This window comes from Streptococcus sp. HMSC063B03 (assembly GCF_001836965.1).
Classification (GTDB): Bacteria; Bacillota; Bacilli; order Lactobacillales; family Streptococcaceae; genus Streptococcus; species Streptococcus pneumoniae_F.
This window is the reverse complement of sequence record NZ_KV831064.1, coordinates 129266-146736: the sequence shown is the minus strand read 5'-3', so window position 1 is coordinate 146736 and position 17471 is coordinate 129266. Positions and strand designations below refer to the sequence as shown.

The 17471-nt window shown below is 41.4% G+C and carries 18 protein-coding genes; 1 reads left to right on the top strand and 17 read right to left on the bottom strand.

Going from position 1 to position 17471, the window contains the following annotated elements; translation table 11 throughout:
• Positions 1-16 precede the first annotated feature (16 nt).
• The 16 genes from ftsW to ybeY all read right to left on the bottom strand — a co-directional run bounded on the left by ftsW (position 17) and on the right by ybeY (position 14602).
• Positions 17-1240 carry a cell division peptidoglycan polymerase FtsW gene (gene ftsW, locus HMPREF2628_RS09325; protein ID WP_049488741.1) on the bottom strand — a complete coding sequence of 408 codons (1224 nt, stop codon included), beginning with the start codon at positions 1238-1240 and terminating at the stop codon, positions 17-19.
• Positions 1241-1400: 160 nt separating this feature from the next.
• Positions 1401-2339, bottom strand: coding sequence for a peptidylprolyl isomerase PrsA (gene prsA / locus HMPREF2628_RS09320; protein WP_061864126.1), 939 nt, complete (start codon positions 2337-2339; stop codon positions 1401-1403).
• 66 nt (positions 2340-2405) lie between these two features.
• Positions 2406-3119, bottom strand: coding sequence for an O-methyltransferase (locus tag HMPREF2628_RS09315; RefSeq protein ID WP_083320562.1), 714 nt, complete (start codon positions 3117-3119; stop codon positions 2406-2408).
• Position 3120: 1 nt separating this feature from the next.
• Positions 3121-4923 (bottom strand): oligoendopeptidase F, encoded by a 1803-nt coding sequence (gene pepF / locus HMPREF2628_RS09310; RefSeq protein ID WP_070842993.1) that lies wholly within the window; start codon positions 4921-4923, stop codon positions 3121-3123.
• 18 nt (positions 4924-4941) lie between these two features.
• Positions 4942-5895 carry a competence protein CoiA gene (locus HMPREF2628_RS09305; RefSeq protein WP_070842992.1) on the bottom strand — a complete coding sequence of 318 codons (954 nt, stop codon included), beginning with the start codon at positions 5893-5895 and terminating at the stop codon, positions 4942-4944.
• A gap of 71 nt (positions 5896-5966) precedes the next feature.
• Positions 5967-6827 (bottom strand): SAM-dependent methyltransferase TehB, encoded by an 861-nt coding sequence (gene tehB / locus HMPREF2628_RS09300; protein ID WP_070842991.1) that lies wholly within the window; start codon positions 6825-6827, stop codon positions 5967-5969.
• A gap of 14 nt (positions 6828-6841) precedes the next feature.
• Complete coding sequence (gene smpB, locus HMPREF2628_RS09295; protein WP_001051750.1) at positions 6842-7309, bottom strand: SsrA-binding protein SmpB; 468 nt, start codon at positions 7307-7309, stop codon at positions 6842-6844.
• Positions 7272-9626 carry a ribonuclease R gene (gene rnr, locus HMPREF2628_RS09290; RefSeq protein ID WP_070842990.1) on the bottom strand — a complete coding sequence of 785 codons (2355 nt, stop codon included), beginning with the start codon at positions 9624-9626 and terminating at the stop codon, positions 7272-7274. The genes smpB and rnr overlap by 38 nt, the downstream gene beginning before the upstream one ends.
• 100 nt (positions 9627-9726) lie before the next feature.
• Complete coding sequence (secG, locus tag HMPREF2628_RS09285; RefSeq protein WP_000282517.1) at positions 9727-9960, bottom strand: preprotein translocase subunit SecG; 234 nt, start codon at positions 9958-9960, stop codon at positions 9727-9729.
• A 39-nt stretch (positions 9961-9999) separates the two neighbouring features.
• Positions 10000-10149, bottom strand: coding sequence for a 50S ribosomal protein L33 (gene rpmG / locus HMPREF2628_RS09280; protein ID WP_049551526.1), 150 nt, complete (start codon positions 10147-10149; stop codon positions 10000-10002).
• Positions 10149-11348, bottom strand: coding sequence for a multidrug efflux MFS transporter PmrA (locus tag HMPREF2628_RS09275; RefSeq protein ID WP_070842989.1), 1200 nt, complete (start codon positions 11346-11348; stop codon positions 10149-10151). The genes rpmG and HMPREF2628_RS09275 overlap by 1 nt, the downstream gene beginning before the upstream one ends.
• Positions 11335-11940: a dephospho-CoA kinase gene (gene coaE, locus HMPREF2628_RS09270; RefSeq protein ID WP_070842988.1), complete on the bottom strand. Its 606-nt coding sequence runs from the start codon at positions 11938-11940 to the stop codon at positions 11335-11337. The genes HMPREF2628_RS09275 and coaE overlap by 14 nt, the downstream gene beginning before the upstream one ends.
• Entirely contained in the window at positions 11940-12764 is an 825-nt protein-coding gene (gene mutM / locus HMPREF2628_RS09265; RefSeq protein ID WP_070842987.1) for a DNA-formamidopyrimidine glycosylase, read from the bottom strand. Before mutM ends, coaE begins: the two co-directional genes overlap by 1 nt.
• A 48-nt stretch (positions 12765-12812) precedes the next feature.
• Positions 12813-13712 carry a GTPase Era gene (era, locus tag HMPREF2628_RS09260; RefSeq protein WP_070842986.1) on the bottom strand — a complete coding sequence of 300 codons (900 nt, stop codon included), beginning with the start codon at positions 13710-13712 and terminating at the stop codon, positions 12813-12815.
• 16 nt (positions 13713-13728) lie between these two features.
• Positions 13729-14124, bottom strand: coding sequence for a diacylglycerol kinase family protein (locus HMPREF2628_RS09255; protein WP_070842985.1), 396 nt, complete (start codon positions 14122-14124; stop codon positions 13729-13731).
• Positions 14105-14602: an rRNA maturation RNase YbeY gene (gene ybeY / locus HMPREF2628_RS09250; RefSeq protein WP_070842984.1), complete on the bottom strand. Its 498-nt coding sequence runs from the start codon at positions 14600-14602 to the stop codon at positions 14105-14107. The genes HMPREF2628_RS09255 and ybeY overlap by 20 nt, the downstream gene beginning before the upstream one ends.
• A gap of 104 nt (positions 14603-14706) precedes the next feature.
• Between ybeY and pavA the strand changes: the two genes are divergently transcribed.
• The gene (gene pavA, locus HMPREF2628_RS09245) at positions 14707-16362 is read left to right on the top strand and encodes an Rqc2 family fibronectin-binding protein PavA (RefSeq protein WP_070842983.1); all 1656 of its coding nucleotides are present in this window, start codon (positions 14707-14709) and stop codon (positions 16360-16362) included.
• A gap of 32 nt (positions 16363-16394) precedes the next feature.
• On the opposite strand, the gene deoD is transcribed toward pavA, so the two are convergent.
• The gene (gene deoD, locus HMPREF2628_RS09240) at positions 16395-17105 is read right to left on the bottom strand and encodes a purine-nucleoside phosphorylase (protein ID WP_000022091.1); all 711 of its coding nucleotides are present in this window, start codon (positions 17103-17105) and stop codon (positions 16395-16397) included.
• Between the last annotated feature and the right edge of the window lie 366 nt (positions 17106-17471).

The following is a 17471-nucleotide window of genomic DNA, read 5'->3' as shown; positions in this document are numbered from 1 at the left end:
CTTTCCACTATCAACTCTACATATAGTTTGATGAGTGAGTTTCTAACTCCTCATATAATTGGGCACGTTTTTCACTTGCATCAATATTTAAGACAAAAGCAATGGCTACAGACAAGACTAGGAGACTGTTCCCTCCTTGTGATAAGAAGGGGAAGGTTACTCCTGTCGAAGGAATAATGCCAGAAATTCCACCGATATTGACAAATACCTGTACCAGCATCATCCCCCCAACCCCAATCGCCATCATGGAATTAAAGGGATTCTTAGCACGAATACCGACTAGGATAATTCGTAAAATCAGGAAAAAGACAAGTGCTAAAATCAAGCTGGCTCCCACAAATCCAAACTCTTCAATAACAATTGAAAATACAAAGTCTGTATGGGCCTCTGGTAAATAACCACGTTTTTCTATTGAATTTCCTAAGCCTAGACCAAACCACCCACCATTTACCATGGCAAAGTAGGAATTTGCAAGTTGGTGGCCTGACCCTGCCAAATCGGCAAAGGGATTAAAGTAGGCACTGAAACGCTTAGCAACGTAACCAAATACTGGAACTTTTGAAAACTTATCAACCCCGATCATAGAGATAGCTGATAAGGATAGGGCTGAAACTCCAAATAATACACCGATAAAGGCTATAAACCAACGATGAGCAATTCCACTAACTGTATACATAATCAAGGCGACCAGAGCTAGGATGGTAGCATTCCCCAAATCTGGGAAAATAGCTAAACTTCCTATCATTACTAGTAGGACGAAGCGCCAATCATTAAAAGCACGAGGAATCCATTGATTTTGAGTTAAAACTTGAAAATCGTAAATCCCAATTTCATCCTGTTGTTTTGAGAAACGTTGGGCCAAGTACCAGACGATGATAATCTTCAAATACTCTGCTGGCTGAATGGTCAAAGGTCCTACTGAAATCCAACCATAGGCTCCATTGACTGGCGTACCAATTAAGCGAGCCAGAGCTAAGAGAATCAACTCAACAAACATAACAATAAATAAGAGTCGTTCTTTTCTTAAAAAATTCAATTTCAGCTTATATATCAAGGCAATCAATATTAAACTAAGTATCCAAAACATTCCCTGACTTCGAACCAATTGGAGGGCACTTTTACCTTCTTCGATAAGAATGGCACTGGTTGTAGAATAGACTACAATCAAGCCCAAAATAGATAAAAGTAAGTAAGGAACTAGAATAGAATAGTTTAACAGATGCCTCTTACTAATCTTCATAGTATCACCAATCTAATGAGAACAAAAGAAATTATTCCCAAATTCCGTTTATTTTCTAGTTTTGATTGCTATTATACCATTTTTTCCGAAAGAAAAAAACTCTTACCCTTAAGATAGAAGATTTTCTCATAAGAAAAAGAGCACTTGGCTCTTTTCTGTTTTATTCTTTTGAAGAACTACTTGAGCTTGAATCGCCACCACCGATATATTGGGTAAAGATATTTTGGAAGGCTTGATCTTTAACCTTGATATTAGCTGCTTGCAATTCTTTTCCGACAATACTTTGAACAAATGATGCATCATTTTGTTTTTGAGTCAAGATAACAGTTTTCAATTTTTCTTTGTAGTCATCGATATTAGATGACTTTTCTGTTTTCTTAATGAGTTTTACAATGTAATATTGACTGCTGTATGCTTGAGTACCAGTAGCTGTAATGACATCAGAAATGCCATTAACATCCAAGGCAAAAGCTGCCTTCTTAACTTGATCTGGTACCTCTGTTGAAGCTGAATCAAAAGTGATTTCACCACCGTTCGCTTTGGTTTTCTCATCAGTTGAGTTATCTTTAGCTAATTGAGCGAAATCTGCGCCACTTGCCTTAGCTTTTTCGAGGACTTCTTTCGCTTTATCCTCATTATCAAGACGAATAATTTGAGCAGTTACGTCCGGAGTATAGTTCTCAAATGCTTTCTTATAGGCTTCATCAGTTAATTCAGCTTCTGCAGCCTTTTTAACTGCAAATTCAACTAATTTACTTGTACGAATTTGTGCTTTACGTGTTTCAAGAGTCATACCTGATTGTGATAAGACACGTTGGTAATTCTCACCATATTGTTTTTCTTCTCCAGAAATGATTTCATCGATTTCTTTCTCATCTACCTCTGAGCCATATTGCTTCTCAAATACTTTTTGAATGGTCATGTTCAACAAGACTTGTTGGGCTGAAGGATTGATTTTCACTTGCTCATAAAATTGATGTTCTGTGATGACATCCCCTTTCATGCTGATAAGGTCTGCCCCTTCTGAACCTTTCGAACAAGCTGCTAAAGTTGCTACTGATAATAGTGTAATGGCACCTGCCAATAGTTTTTTCTTCATGTCTACTCCTTTGAGATAAGTGTTACCCTATCTATTTTACTATATTTTCTTAAATTTTTCTGAAAATTATTCGCTGTCAAGCAATTGAACATCTGCTACATTTTTACGAAGCATGAGAATGCCGTCCCCTAAAGGTACTAATGTTGCAGTGAGTCCTGGATTGTCTAAAGTTGCATCAAATAATCTTTGAAGGCCTCGATAAATAGTTCGCTGGCCACGACGAACCTCCATAATGTCCTTGGCAACATCACCACCTTGAAAAATATCATCCAAGACAACCACACCACCGACTTCCAAATGTTTGAGGATTTCTGGCAGAAAGACGATGTATTTAGACTTGGCTGAATCCATAAAGACGAAATCATAGGACTCTGTCAAGGTAGATAAGACATCTACCGCATCTCCTTCTAGGAGCGTAATTTGCTTGCGACTGTCAAACTGGGTGAAATTTTCCTTGGCAAATCCAATCATTTCTGGATTGCGGTCAATGGTTGTAATCTTAGCATTTGGCGCATGTTCAGCCATCAAGAGGGCTGAAAAACCGATGGCCGTCCCTATTTCCAGAATATTTTTAGGTTGTATGGTTTCCATGAGAAAACGGAAATAAGCAACCGTTTCATGGGGAATGATAGGAATATTTTCCTTGCGAGCAAAGTCTTCCAATTCTTTCAAAGAGCCTGTTACTTGCTTTTGACGCTGACGCATCAAGTCTACAATTTCTTCCTTGACAACAGGACGACGCATGTTATGGTTGGCATTTTTACTATACGATTCAACCATCTTATGCCAATCCCAATTTTTCAACAAGGGCTTCAAACTCATTTAAGCGACGTTCGAAGACTGCAAAAGCATCGTTGAGATAGTCTTCCTTCTCCATATCAACACCAGCTTTTCTCATGACATTAAGTGGATAGTCAGACTTACCTGCCTTGAGGTAGTCGATATAACGGTCACGGTCTACTTGACTACCATGAACAATCTTTTCAGCCAAAGCTGAGGCTGCTGCAAAACCTGTTGAATATTGATATACATAGTAGTTATAGTAGAAGTGTGGAATGCGAGCCCACTCGTACTGGATTTCAGGATTGTCTTCCTTACTCAAACCATAATACTCTTGGTTCAAGTCTGCGTAGAGTTTATTTAGGAAATCGCTTGTCAAGACTTCACCATTTTGATCCGCTTGGTGAATCGCGTGTTCAAATTCAGCAAATTGAGTTTGGCGGAAAACTGTTCCACGGAAACCATCTAGGAAGTTATTGAGAATAGCAAAGCGAGTTGTGTCATCTTCCACTTCTTCCAATAATTTCTCCGTCAAGATATTTTCATTAGTGGTTGAGGCAATCTCAGCCAAGAAAATAGAGTAATCCCCGTAAACATAAGGCTGAGTTTCGCGAGTATAGCTTGAGTGCATACTGTGACCTGTTTCATGAACAAGAGTAAAGAGATTGTCCAGATTGTCCTGCCAGTTAAGAAGCATAAAGGCATTTGTATCGTAAGAACCACCAGAGTAAGCCCCTGAACGCTTGCCTTGGTTTTCGTAAACATCAATCCAACGCTCACTGAAGGCACGTTTAACACGGCTCAAGTAATCCTCTCCCAATACTGCCAAAGCTTCTTCTGCTTTTTTCAAGGCTTCTTCATAAGTAAAACTGTATTCAACAGATGAAAGTGGTGTGTAGACATCGTACATCTTGAGGTCTGAAATCCCCAAAATCTTTGAACGAAGTTCAAGGTAACGATGCAAGAGTGGCAAATGCTTGCGAACTGCTGCTACCAAATTGTCATAAACACTTTCTGGAACAAAATTGGCTGCTAGGGCTGCATGACGAGCGCTCTTGTAGTTGCGAACTTTGGCACGATAGTTTTGCACCTTAACATTGGTTTGCAAGGTTTTGGCATAGGTATGTTGGAATTGTTCATAAGTCGCATAAAGGGCTTGATAAGCACCACGACGAACCTCACGATTTTTAGACTCCATCAAACGTGTGTAAGTCCCATGAGATAGCTGAACTTCCTTACCATCATCGTCGAGGACATAAGGGAACACAATATCCGCATTGTCCAAGATAGCGAAGGTTTCACTTGCCGAACCAAAGATTTCCCCAGCTCCAGCTAATAATTCTTCTTCACGTTGTGAAAGAACGTGTTCCTTGCCTTGCAAAAGCTTGTCAAAATAGTGTTGATAAACCTGTAATTTTGGTTGAGCTTCTAAAAAGTCAGCATACTGCTTTTCACTGATTTCCATAAATTCAGGTTCATAGAATGAGAAGGCTTGGTCTAGCTGACTATAGAGAGTCATGGCCTTGGCATAGTACTCTTGATACTTGGCTTCACGTGTGTCTTGGTCATTCTTCATATGAGCATAAACGTAAAGCTTCTCCATTTGGCGTTCCATTTCAAGAGAAAATTCAGTAATTTCGAGTAGGCTATCCGCACTATCCAGGAGATGTCCTTCATACTGGGCTACTTTCTCCAATTGTTCTGTTAAATCTTTTAAGGCTTCTTCCCAAGCCTGGTCAGTTGGGTAAATCGTTGATAGATCCCATGTATCTTTTTCATTTATTTCATGTCTTTGTAATACCATTAGATTCCTCCATCCTTTTTATTTTACCATATTTTTCAAGAAATATTGCTGATAAAAGGCTGGTGGATAAAGCTTTTGCCAATCATTTTGAGGATTTTCTTGGTAATAGGTTTGAAAATACTGATAATAGCTGGTCAAATCTTGCTTAATCTGGCAAAACTCACCTACTAGTGGTCGAATTTGTGGATACCATTCTTTCAGCCCATAAGTCAGGATATTATCTCCCTTTTCATAAGCTTCTGCTTGTTCTTTCATCCAAATAGGATTTTGGTAATAGAGTTGCTGTCGGATATAGCGACAGATGTGCTTATCCTCAGAAACTGTAAAATGAGATATTTTTTGTTTCTTATAAGGGAAACGCAATATTTCCAATAAACTAGCTTGACCATAGAGAAATTCCTTGATTTGATAATGGAGTTTACCGCGGAGATCTTGGTGAATCAGGTATTTGAGTCTTAAAACTTGTTTTTCACTGTCTAATTCCCAAACATAAAAGCCCACGTTTTGACTAAAATAGAGAAAACCTTCTTGCAGACGAGTCAAACGCTCCTTGAGCCAAAGTTTTTCTCCCAGTAACCACAGTACTTGGTAACCCTGACTACGATAGCCCTCGCTACGCTCTTTAAGAAGTTTCTGTGGCAAGGGACTACACTGAACTTCTAGAGCAAGATTGCCATTTACAAACACATCCGCAATCTGTTTAAGCTCTGGAAGCAGGTATTCTAATTGCACCTCTGCCTCTTTGTTCAACCAGTGATAAAGTGATTCTTTATTTGCCAGGTGTTCTGGACTTTCATTTTCAGAGGAAAAATCACAGTCTTTTAAGGTTTTGTGGGCAAAATGGGTCCGGACACTTGGTCCTTGACGCAAACGGAGCTGACCTCCACAAGCTGGGCAGGTGTATGCTTGCTTCTCAAGTTTATCCTCTAACACATTTACCAATTCTCCCCTAGCATCTCTCGCAACAAACATGATTCCCTCCTTTTCTATATTATTCGTAAAAAAGAAAAAAGATCAGGAAATTTCCTAATCTTCATTCATACTTATTTGATTTTTTTAGCTAGCATGGTCGCAAAGCGTAGTTGAATACGATTGCCATTCTCATCGCGACGGTGAAGATGACCAGGATTTTCATTGTACTTGACCAACTCCCAATCCTTGTAGTAGTTTGCCAATTCCCCTTCTTTAAAAGTGAATGGGAAGTTAACCGAGCAAGGATAATCCTCCGTGTCCATGGCACAAACGATAAGATTATAACCACCGACCGTGGTATGCTCCTGCATATTTTTGATAATTGCAGGAATGCGGTCTGCTTGCAAAAACATCAAAACAACTGTCGATACGATGAAATCATACGCTTGCCCAATACTAGCTGAATTGATATCGTAAAGACCTACAGGCATATCCAGGTCTTCCTGCTCCACAATGCTTTGTAAGATTTCAAGGGCCAATTCATTTTGATCCACAGCCGTCACATCAAAACCATTCTGTGAAAGAAAGAGAGAGTTACGGCCTTGACCACAGCCCAAATCCAAGGCTTTCCCTGGTTTTACTGTCTGCATGGCCTCTAGGACCTCTGAATGAACCGGATTGGTATTGTATTTTTTAGGGAAATAATCCTCAGGTTTACAATAAAATTCTAAATACCATTCTACATCGTCTGTTACAGCCTCCACTCGGTGCCAGGCTTGCGGTTGCGCCATGGGATTGTCTGCACCTGCTTCAAAGAGGTGTTCAGCTAGAACCTCACCATCTTCTGTCAACTCAATAAACTTGAGGGCTCCTTTTACAACTGTAATCTTGCCCCAAGTCCCGACCTTGGTATTGTGTTTCTGCTGGACAGCTTCAGGCATAGTTTGTTTATTCCACAAGGGCATACGTTTATAGGCAACTAGTTTTTCCATTTTCATTCCTCTTTTTATCGCTGGTTGACTGCTTTCATGACACGCGCGATATCGCGGTTTTGTTCACGACGTTTGATAGACTCCCGTTTGTCGTAGTCATGCTTCCCTTTAGCTAGGCCTAAAAGGAGCTTGGCATAGCCATCTTTGATATAGACCTTAAGGGGAACCAGCGTCATTCCTGTCCCTTTGGTCTCTTGTTCCAATTTTTGGATTTGTTTCTTATGGAGCAGGAGTTTGCGACGGCGTTCTGGTTCTTGGTTCCAGATATTGCCCTCTTCGTAAGGAGCGATATGAACATTGCTCAACCAGACCTCCCCATTTTTTACTTGGGCAAAGCCATCCTTGAGATTGATTCGAGCTGCTCGCACACTCTTGATTTCAGTTCCAGTCAGGACCATCCCTGCCTCTAGCGTATCTACGATTGTATAGTCGTGACGCGCCTTTTTATTTTGTGCGACGACCTTTCCCTCGCCCTTTGCCATGCTTGGCTCCTTTCTTAGCTACTTCCTTGTAAAAGGGTTTCTTTCCTTTTTTCTTCTTGTCTTTTTGTGAATGCTTGCGCTTATCATTTGAGCGTCCTGATTTTCTCTTATCTTCCTTCTTATCTGAACGACGACTTGAACCACGCCCTCTGTCACTGCGACTAGACTGTTTCAAGCCTTTTTCAATCACATCAAACTCACTTGGGATGTAAGAGAAGTCAATTTCACCCGTCATCTTGTCGGCTCTTTCAACTCGGATACGGATTTGCTGACCTACACGGAAGGTTGTTCCTGATTTCTCCCCACGAAGAGTTAAATCCCGCTCATTGAAATGGTAAAACTCAGGCAAATTGGTGATGTGAATCAAGCCTTCAACTGTATTCGGCAATTCAACAAAGAGACCGAATTTGACAATACTTGATACAACCGCATCGTACTCTTCGCCTACATATTCCTCCATGTACTCAGCCTTTTTCATGGCTTCGACTTCACGTTCAGCCTCAATAGCACGACGTTCCCGGTTGGAAGACTGGGTCGCAATCTCTGGAATCACTTTCTCAAAATGCTCTGCTATTTCCTTAGAACGGCCGTAATCACGAATCATACGATGAACAAGGAGGTCTGGATAACGGCGAATCGGACTGGTAAAGTGAGTATAATAGTCGGCCGCTAGACCATAGTGACCATGGTTATGCTCCGAATAGCGAGCCTGCTGCATAGAGCGAAGAAGCATCATGGATAATACATCTGCATAAGGTTCTCCCTCAACAGCACTCATGATGTCTTGGAGAGCCTCCTGGCTAATCTCACTGGCAGTCCCATAAATGCGCAAGCCAAAGCTTGAAGCATAATCAATAAACTTCTGAACTTTTTCAGCCTTAGGCTCCTCGTGAATTCGATAGATAAAAGGCAAATCCAACTTGCTGAAATGTTCGGCAACTGTTTCATTGGCCATCAACATGAAGGACTCAATCATGCGCTCGGCAACACCACGCTGACGAAGAACGATATCAACAGGCTTACCTTGTTTATCCACTAAAATCTTAGCTTCATTGGTATCAAAATTGAGGGCTCCACGTTTCACACGCATGTTTTCTAGAGTTTCATGGAGCTTAGCCATAAGTTCAATACTTGGAACAATTTTCTGATATTCTTGTCTCTTTTCCTTGTCTCCAGCTAGGATATCATTGACATCACTATAGGTCATACGGAAGCTTGTCTTGATAACTGTTTGTGTAATGGTGTAATTAACCACACGACCATGTTTATCAATCTCCATAATGGCAGACTGGGTCAGGCGGTCAACTTGAGGATTGAGGGAACAGATGCCATTTGACAGTCGTTCTGGAAGCATTGGGACCACACGGTCTGTCACATAGACAGAAGTTGCGCGGTTAAGGGCTTCCTTGTCAAGGGCAGAACCCTCGGTTACATAGTAGGAAACATCTGCGATGTGAACACCAAGCTCTAGATTTCTATTTTTCAAGGTCTTGATATGCACCGCATCGTCCAAGTCCTTGGCATCCGCACCATCAATGGTAAAGGTAATCTCATCTCTTAGATCCAGACGACCTTCCATATCCTTTTGAGACGGAGCATCAGGAACACTTTCTGCTTCCTTGACAACAGCTTCTGGAAACTCAGATACAATGTCCATAGACTCCAAAACCTCAAGAACATCAATTCCGACATCCGTTGAATGCCCAACCACATCTAGTACACTCGCAACAAAGAAATCATGTTTCTTGCTTGGGTATTTATCGATAAAGACCTTGAGAACTTCGGTTCCCTCGAGTTTAAGGGCTGGTTTCTTAACATAAATCAGTTGACTGATTTTCTGATTCTTTGAACGGATGTAGCCAGCATACTTGGGCTTTTCCTGATCTAGAACGATTTGGCCAACAACTGTTGTCAGACTGTGTTCTAAGATATCGATAATTTTTGCTTCTGCTGCTGTTCCTTTATTGCGGTCAGCGACTTTCTTAATGACGACCTCAACGGTATCACCATCAATAGCATAGTTGACATCGTTTTTTCCTACAAAAAGGTCGTCCTCCTCGCCTTCCAGACTAACAAAGCCAAAGCCATTTTTATGAGCATGAAAAATCCCCTTGAGAGTAATCTCATGTTTTTTCTTGACTTCCAAGGTCAGACTTCCATCTTCTTCAAAGCGAATCTGGTGCTTTCTTTCCATTAGGGACAAGGTTTTAATCAACTCACGAAAATCCTTGGAACCGTCTTTTCCCAAAGCCTGAGCCAAGTCATTGACAGTCACCTTTCCCTTATCTTGCAAATATTCTTTTATTCTATCTTTCATATTTTCTTTCTAGATTTTTTATTTTCTTTTACTGTAAAACCTGCTCAAATATCCTTTAAAAATAAAAAGAGGCAAAGACCTAGTCCTGCCCATTATTTTCTTATCTACTTGATAATACCGTCAATGCTAAGGCAATGGCTAGCCAGAAAAAGACTAAAATCCCTGTCAAACGCTGCATTACAGCTTCAAAACCGCGTGCTTTACTGCGTTCAAACAAATCACCTGAGCTGGCATCAAATACATTGCTGGATTGGTTTTTAGTTGGTTGCATGAAAATCGCAATCACAATCACAACAGATAATACTAATAAAATGGTTAATAATAGGTTATACATATCAAACTCCTTAAAATCCCTATTATTTTACCATAAAATCTACTTAGATTCAAGATGTAGGGTTACTTTTCTTTCCTTGGGACAATACTTTAAAACCTCGATCTTGTCTGGATGGGTTTTTGAATTTTTACTGCTTAGGTAATTGATACTGCCACAAGAGGAGCATTTGAGATTAATTTTTACTCGCACTAGATTTCCTTTACTTTTAATAATGTTCGAAATTGAAGAAGGTTAAAGAGACAACTAAAGGCAACACAAAGGCTTGTCGCATAGAAGACTGCATGGTAGCCAAATTGTCCTGCTACTGCAGAACCTGCCATAGGCCCAACGACACCTCCCAGATAAAAGAATACCTGATTGAAGGCAAAGACCCTCGAAATACCAGTTTTGGGCGTCATCTTGCTTAGAAGGGCATTAACTCCGGGAATCAAGGCACCGGTTCCCAGGCCAAAGAGGAAACGATAGAGGCCTAGTTGAAGGGGACTAGAGGCATTAGCACAGAGGAGATAGATGATGACTGAATAAAACTGGGCTACAACCAAGAGGCGATGATTACCCACCTTGTCACCTAGCTTGCCCATGATTCCTGCACTCATCATGCTGGAAAAGCCCATACTGGATACAATCAAACCAGATACAAAAAGAAGATTCTCTGTCTGACCTAAGTCGCGTACATAAAGTGCTAAAATAGGGCCAATGGATTGGGCTGAAAATTGAATGACAAAACTGGTTAGAAAGAGATTGACCAAAAGATAGGGATATTTGACCGAGGTAAATAATTCCTTTGTTGGAATAGCCTTTTCCTTGGCTACTGGTTTAAAATCTTCCTTGATAAAGCAAATAGTCAAAACAGCAGCTAAAAATAGAAAACTACCAACCAGTAAGAAAACAGTACGGATGCCAAATAATTCTGCAATAAATCCCCCGATAAAGGGACCAGTTAAAGTACCTGCAACTACGCCTGTAGACAAAGTACCTAAGGCAGAGCCTGATTTCTCCTTGGGAACCTGACTGGCTATCAAGGCCGTTGCATTGGGAACAAAACCCGCAAATACACCATTCAGTAAACGAAGAAAGATTAACCAATAAATATTTGGCACAAAAGCCAATCCCCCCATAGTGATAGTCATGGCAAGGCCAGCCCGAATCATCATGGGTTTTCGACCGTATTTATCAGCAAAAATCCCCCAGATAGGAGAAAAGAGCGCCGCGGAAATGGCAGAGACAGAAATAGCTAAACCTGCATAAAAAGCAGCTTGATCACTCCCTACGCCCAGATTTTCCACAAAGATGGGCATAAAAGGCACAACCAAGGAAATGCTGGCTCCTGTCAAAAAATTACCAAACCAAGCAATGCGCAGATTATCCTTCCAGTTAATCTCTGTCATCTTGCTTACCTCCCTCAAGCAGGGAGAAGACCTGAGTAAGAAGCTGGTCCTGATTGCCATTGTTATCTAGAACATGGCTGGCCAAATCTTTCTTTTTATCTAAAGGCCACTGGGCTGCCAGACGAAACTCAGCTTCATCTTCGGACAACTGGTCCCTTTTCATTAAGCGTTCTACTTGGACATCTCGGTCCACATAGACCAACCAAGTCTCATCAAACCAAGAGATGTAGTCCTGCTCAAAAAGTAGGGGAATATCCATGAAGAAAATCTCTTCTGTCTGAGCCAATTGGTCTCTCAAAGTAGCCAGTTCCTCACGGATAATCTCTCCTTGAATTTGCTTAGACCATTCTCGTTCATCAGTATTTGAAAAGATGAGACTAGCTAGGAGAGTGCGATTGAGTTCTCCATTTTCTAAGATAATTTTTTGACCAAAGTGCTGGACTAGAGCTTCAAACAGACGAGCACCAGGTTTCTGTAGTTGGTGGACGACTGCGTCGGCATCCACTACTTGAAAGCCTTGCTTTCTTAGAAAATTTGTCACTGTTGACTTACCAGAGGCAATTCCTCCTGTGATTCCGATGATTTTCCCCATCAGCTCCTCCTTTGGCAGTTTGGACAAAAGTGGGTGCCTCGTCCACCTAGTTGGATTTTCTCAATGATGGTACCACAGCGTACACATTCTTGATCAGCCTTGTCATAGACTTGATGAAAATCCTGCATGGTTCCATCTTCCCCAAAGGCATTGGTATAGGTCCGAATGGTTGATCCACCTTTTTCAACAGCCTGTCCCAATACAGCAATGGTCTGGTCATGAATAGCTGTCGCTTCTGCTGCTGTCAAAGTCTGGGAAGGTCTAGCTGGATGTACCTGAGCTTGCCAGAGAACCTCATCTACATAAATATTACCAAGGCCAGCTACCAAGGTTTGATCTAATAAGTGAGATTTGATAGGCTTTTTGGACTTGGCAAGGGCAGCTTGAAAGTTCTGCAAATCAAAGTCTTGTTCGCTTGGTTCAGGCCCTAGTTTTTTAGAAATAAAGTAGGCTTCCAAAAGGTCAGGCGCCAAGAGTTCCATAGTACCAAACTTGCGTACATCCTCATAAACAAGCGTGCCACCATCTTCAAACTGAAAGAAAACATGGGCGTGTTTTCGTTCAGGTGCTTGGTCTGGATAGTAAAAATACTTGCCCTCCATCCGCAAATGGGAAATCAAGACCTTGTCTGTCAGGTAAAAAAGCAAATATTTGCCCCGACGTTCCATTGACTCAATAATCTGACCAGGCACTTCCTTTTGAAATTCGTCCAAATCCGTCTTAATCATCTTGGGATAGCGAATATCAATGCTAGAAATCTTTTTACCCAAAATCAATTTTTCTAAGCCACGTCGAACGGTTTCAACCTCAGGTAATTCAGGCATAAGTCCTCCTTCTGTAAAAACAAGAAGCAGGCATGAGCCCACCTCTACTTAGTATTCTTTTTCATTATAGCCAAAGTCAGCCAAATCTAGCTTTTTATCGCGCCAGTTTTTCTTGACCTTGACCCATGTTTCTAGGAAGACCTTGTCTCCTAACATGAGTTCAATATCACGACGAGCCATGCTACCGATTTTCTTAAGCATAGCGCCACCTTTACCGATGATAATCCCTTTTTGGCTATCGCGCTCGACCATGATGGTTGCACGGATGTGAACCTTGTCTGTCTCTTCATCTCGTTTCATAGAGTCAACCACTACAGCAACTGAGTGAGGAATCTCTTCACGAGTTAGGTGCAAGACTTTCTCGCGAACCATTTCTGAAACCAAGAAACGCTCTGGATGGTCTGTGATTTGATCAGACGGGAAATACTGAAAACCTTCATCCAGATTATCACTCAAAATATCCACTAGACGAGAGACGTTATTTCCTTGAAGGGCTGAGATTGGAACGATTTCCTTAAAGTTCATCTGATTTCGGAAATCATCAATCTGGGACAAAAGCTGGTCTGGATGAACCTTATCAATCTTGTTCACCACCAAAATCACAGGAACCTTGGCAGCCTTGAGGCGCTCGATAATCATGTCGTCTCCCTTACCACGCGCCTCATCAGCAGGCACCATGAAGAGAACGGTATCCACTTCGCGAAGGGTACTGTAGGCAGACTCAACCATGAAATCTCCTAGAGCTGTTTTAGGCTTGTGAATCCCTGGTGTGTCTATAAAGACGATTTGTTCCTTATCAGTCGTGTAAATTCCCATGATTTTGTTGCGCGTTGTCTGCGCCTTGTCACTCATGATGGCAATCTTTTGCCCCATGACGTGATTTAAAAAGGTTGACTTCCCAACGTTGGGACGTCCTAAAATGGCTACAAAGCCTGATTTAAAAGTCATAATTTCCTCTTACTGTTTAAAATAATAAATCCCAGATTCGTGGGAGAAAAATCAATGCGCCTGTTAAGGCTGCGAAAAGAGAGACCACTAATACCGCGCCAGCTGCCATATCCTTGGCATTTTTAGCCAGCATGGAAAAGTGATAGTGACTGGCCAAATCCACCACATTTTCAATAGCAGAATTGATAATTTCAAAGGCTACTACCAAGAAAATGCTCAATAGGAGAAAGAGCCATTCGATTCGTGACACATGAAAAACAAAACCTGCAAGAATGACTACAAGAGCCGTCACTGCATGTTTTCGCATATTGCGTTCTTCCTTGATGGCAGTAAAAATTCCTGTGAGGGCAAATTCTAAACTGGATATCAGGTCACGATTTTTCCATTTTCGTTTATTGTCTTGTGAGTCCATAGGCTGTCAAAATTTCTTCTTGTAAACCGAACATCTCCGCTTCTTCTTCCGGAGTGTAGTGATCATAGCCGTTGATATGTAAAAAGCCGTGTACTGCCAAGAAGCCCATCTCACGCTCAAAGCTGTGGCCATATTCCTCGGCCTGCTCATGTGCCTTATCGATAGAGATGAAAAGTTCCCCAATATAGGCATCAAACTCAGACATCATCTCTGCCAATTCTGGATTTTCAAGTAAATCTTCTTCGTCAAAGGCAATTTCTAACTCTGGTCGATACTCGAGGCTGATGACATCTGTCGGACGGTCGGTGTCACGGTACTCTAGATTGAGTTCATGACTACGCTCGTTGGTCACAAAGGTAACTGCCATTTCCTTGTCTTCTTTTCCTAATTTTTGGGCTGCAAATTCCAAAATTTCTTGGGTTTGTTGCAACATTTCTTTTGAAACTTGACCAGTTTCATCTACCATTTCAATATACATGTGCTTCTCGTTTCTCTTTACTTGGCTTTATTATACCACATTTCCATGATTTTATTCTACCTTTTTGATATAATACTATGGAATACAATCACAAGGAGAGAACGATGTCATTTGACGGATTTTTTTTACACCACATGGTTGAGGAATTGCGAAGAGAGTTAGTGAACGGTCGCATCCAGAAAATCAATCAACCTTTTGAACAAGAGTTGGTCTTGCAAATCCGTAGCAATCGCCAAAGTCATCGCCTGCTCCTTTCTGCCCATCCAGTTTTTGGACGCATTCAGCTGACCCAAACGACTTTTGAAAATCCAGCCCAACCTTCTACCTTTATCATGGTTTTAAGAAAGTATTTGCAGGGTGCCCTGATTGAATCAATTGAGCAAGTGGAAAATGACCGTATTGTGGAAATTACGGTTTCTAATAAAAACGAAATTGGGGACCATATTCAGGCGACTCTCATTATCGAGATCATGGGCAAACACAGTAATATTCTACTGGTCGATAAAAGCAGTCATAAAATCCTCGAAGTCATCAAACACGTTGGCTTTTCACAAAATAGCTACCGCACCTTGCTTCCTGGATCAACCTATATCGCTCCGCCAAGTACGGTATCTCTCAATCCTTTTACGATCAAGGACGAGAAACTATTTGAAATCCTGCAAACACAGGAAACGACAGCTAAAAATCTTCAAAGCCTCTTTCAAGGTCTGGGACGCGATACGGCAAATGAATTGGAAAGCATACTGGTTAGTGAAAAACTTTCCACTTTCCGAAACTTTTTCAATCAAGAAACCAAACCATGCTTGACTGAGACTTCCTTCAGCCCAGTTCCTTTTGCAAATCAGGTGGGAGAGCCTTTTGCAAATCTTTCTGATTTGTTGGACACCTACTATAAGGATAAGGCTGAACGCGACCGCGTCAAACAGCAAGCCAGTGAACTCATTCGTCGTGTTGAAAATGAACTTCAAAAAAATCGCCATAAGCTGAAAAAACAAGAAAAAGAGTTACTGGCGACAGACAATGCGGAGGAATTTCGTCAAAAAGGGGAATTGCTAACAACCTTCCTCCATCAAGTGCCTAACGACCAAGACCAGGTTATCCTAGACAACTACTACACCAACCAACCTATCACCATTGCGCTTGATAAGGCCTTAACTCCCAACCAGAATGCCCAACGCTACTTTAAACGTTACCAAAAACTCAAAGAAGCTGTCAAATACTTGACTGATCTGATTGAGGAAACCAAGGCAACTATTCTCTATCTGGAAAGTGTGGAGACCGTCCTCAACCAAGCTGGACTGGAAGAAATCGCTGAAATCCGTGAAGAATTGATTCAAACTGGCTTTATCCGCAGAAGACAACGGGAGAAAATACAGAAACGAAAAAAACCAGAACAGTATCTAGCAAGCGATGGCAAAACCATCATCTATGTCGGACGCAATAACCTGCAAAATGAGGAGCTAACCTTTAAAATGGCCCGCAAGGAGGAACTTTGGTTCCATGCCAAGGATATCCCTGGAAGCCACGTTGTCATCTCAGGCAACCTTGACCCATCTGATGAAGTCAAGACAGACGCAGCAGAACTTGCAGCCTACTTCTCTCAAGGTCGCCTGTCAAATCTGGTGCAGGTAGATATGATTGAAGTCAAGAAACTCAACAAACCAACTGGCGGAAAACCAGGCTTTGTCACCTACACCGGGCAAAAGACCCTCCGTGTCACACCAGACCCAGAAAAAATTGCATCCATGAAAAAATCCTGATTTTACTTGAAATCAGGATTTTCTTTTACATTTTACTCTGCAATCAAGGTTTCCAATCCGACCTTCATCATATCAGTGAAAGTATTTTGGCGTTCTTCTGCAGTCGTGTCTTCATCTGGATTGACCAAGCTATCAGAGATAGTCATAATAGCTAGCGCATCAACATGGTGTTGAGCAGCAAGATAGTAAAGAGCTGCTGCTTCCATTTCCACAGCCTTGACGCCCCATTTACCAAGTTCGATGTTCTTTTCAAAGTAGTTTGAATAAAAGACATCAGATGACAAAACGTTCCCAACATGGGTTGTCATACCGAGTTCTTTGGCGATATGGTAGGCCTTATCCAACAAATCAAAGCTAGCGATTTGTGGAAAATCATACTGTGGCCAGTCGTTGCGGATGATGTTTGAATTGGTTGCAGCTGCTTGCGCCAAAACTAATTCACGGACGTGAACGTCTTCATTCAAAGAACCTGCTGTTCCCACACGGATCAATTTTTTCACACCGTAGTCCACAATCAACTCACGCGCATAAATCGAAATCGATGGCATCCCCATCCCAGTTCCCATGACAGATACACGGTGGCCCTTGTAAGTACCAGTGTAACCAAACATGTTACGCACTTCGTTAAAACAAACAGCATCTTCAAGGAAATTCTCCGCAATAAACTTCGCACGAAGAGGATCCCCAGGAAGAAGAATTTTATCAGCAATTTCACCCTGCTGAGCAGCAATATGGATAGACATAATTTATGATACAAAGAGCGACAAGAAAACGACTGAAAATTAGGAATCTGACGAGAAATCCTGATTTCTCAGTCAGATTATCTATTTTCCGAGTTTTCCGCTCGTGTTCAAATCAGAACACACGCTCTACCTTTCTTTTTTTATATTTGATATTTAGAAAGATACCAAACCCGTCAAAAAGCAAAGGGAAAATAGGAGTTGGGTGCAGTGAGCGATGCTCGCTAGACCAACTATCTTTTTCCCACTGCTTTTAGGGTGGGTTCAATTCCTTTCTTTCTTAATTTTGATGATATTGAGAAGATTAGAGCGGTCTCTATTCAAATCCAAACTCCCCCTTCTCTTCTGAGTTTTTAGAAAAGTTTTCCG

What these genes read in the sequence shown, in the direction of transcription:
- mutM (WP_070842987.1), bottom strand. Translation starts at nt 12,764, where the DNA reads ATGCCTGAATTACCTGAGGTTGAAACCGTTCGACGTGGCTTAGAAAAA.
- pavA (WP_070842983.1), top strand. Translation starts at nt 14,707, where the DNA reads ATGTCATTTGACGGATTTTTTTTACACCACATGGTTGAGGAATTGCGA.
- HMPREF2628_RS09315 (WP_083320562.1), bottom strand. Translation starts at nt 3,119, where the DNA reads ATGGTTGAATCGTATAGTAAAAATGCCAACCATAACATGCGTCGTCCT.
- HMPREF2628_RS09255 (WP_070842985.1), bottom strand. Translation starts at nt 14,124, where the DNA reads ATGGACTCACAAGACAATAAACGAAAATGGAAAAATCGTGACCTGATA.
- ybeY (WP_070842984.1), bottom strand. Translation starts at nt 14,602, where the DNA reads ATGTATATTGAAATGGTAGATGAAACTGGTCAAGTTTCAAAAGAAATG.
- deoD (WP_000022091.1), bottom strand. Translation starts at nt 17,105, where the DNA reads ATGTCTATCCATATTGCTGCTCAGCAGGGTGAAATTGCTGATAAAATT.
- coaE (WP_070842988.1), bottom strand. Translation starts at nt 11,940, where the DNA reads ATGGGGAAAATCATCGGAATCACAGGAGGAATTGCCTCTGGTAAGTCA.
- smpB (WP_001051750.1), bottom strand. Translation starts at nt 7,309, where the DNA reads ATGGCAAAGGGCGAGGGAAAGGTCGTCGCACAAAATAAAAAGGCGCGT.
- ftsW (WP_049488741.1), bottom strand. Translation starts at nt 1,240, where the DNA reads ATGAAGATTAGTAAGAGGCATCTGTTAAACTATTCTATTCTAGTTCCT.
- era (WP_070842986.1), bottom strand. Translation starts at nt 13,712, where the DNA reads ATGACTTTTAAATCAGGCTTTGTAGCCATTTTAGGACGTCCCAACGTT.
- pepF (WP_070842993.1), bottom strand. Translation starts at nt 4,923, where the DNA reads ATGGTATTACAAAGACATGAAATAAATGAAAAAGATACATGGGATCTA.
- HMPREF2628_RS09275 (WP_070842989.1), bottom strand. Translation starts at nt 11,348, where the DNA reads ATGACAGAGATTAACTGGAAGGATAATCTGCGCATTGCTTGGTTTGGT.
- HMPREF2628_RS09305 (WP_070842992.1), bottom strand. Translation starts at nt 5,895, where the DNA reads ATGTTTGTTGCGAGAGATGCTAGGGGAGAATTGGTAAATGTGTTAGAG.
- prsA (WP_061864126.1), bottom strand. Translation starts at nt 2,339, where the DNA reads ATGAAGAAAAAACTATTGGCAGGTGCCATTACACTATTATCAGTAGCA.
- tehB (WP_070842991.1), bottom strand. Translation starts at nt 6,827, where the DNA reads ATGGAAAAACTAGTTGCCTATAAACGTATGCCCTTGTGGAATAAACAA.
- rnr (WP_070842990.1), bottom strand. Translation starts at nt 9,626, where the DNA reads ATGAAAGATAGAATAAAAGAATATTTGCAAGATAAGGGAAAGGTGACT.
- secG (WP_000282517.1), bottom strand. Translation starts at nt 9,960, where the DNA reads ATGTATAACCTATTATTAACCATTTTATTAGTATTATCTGTTGTGATT.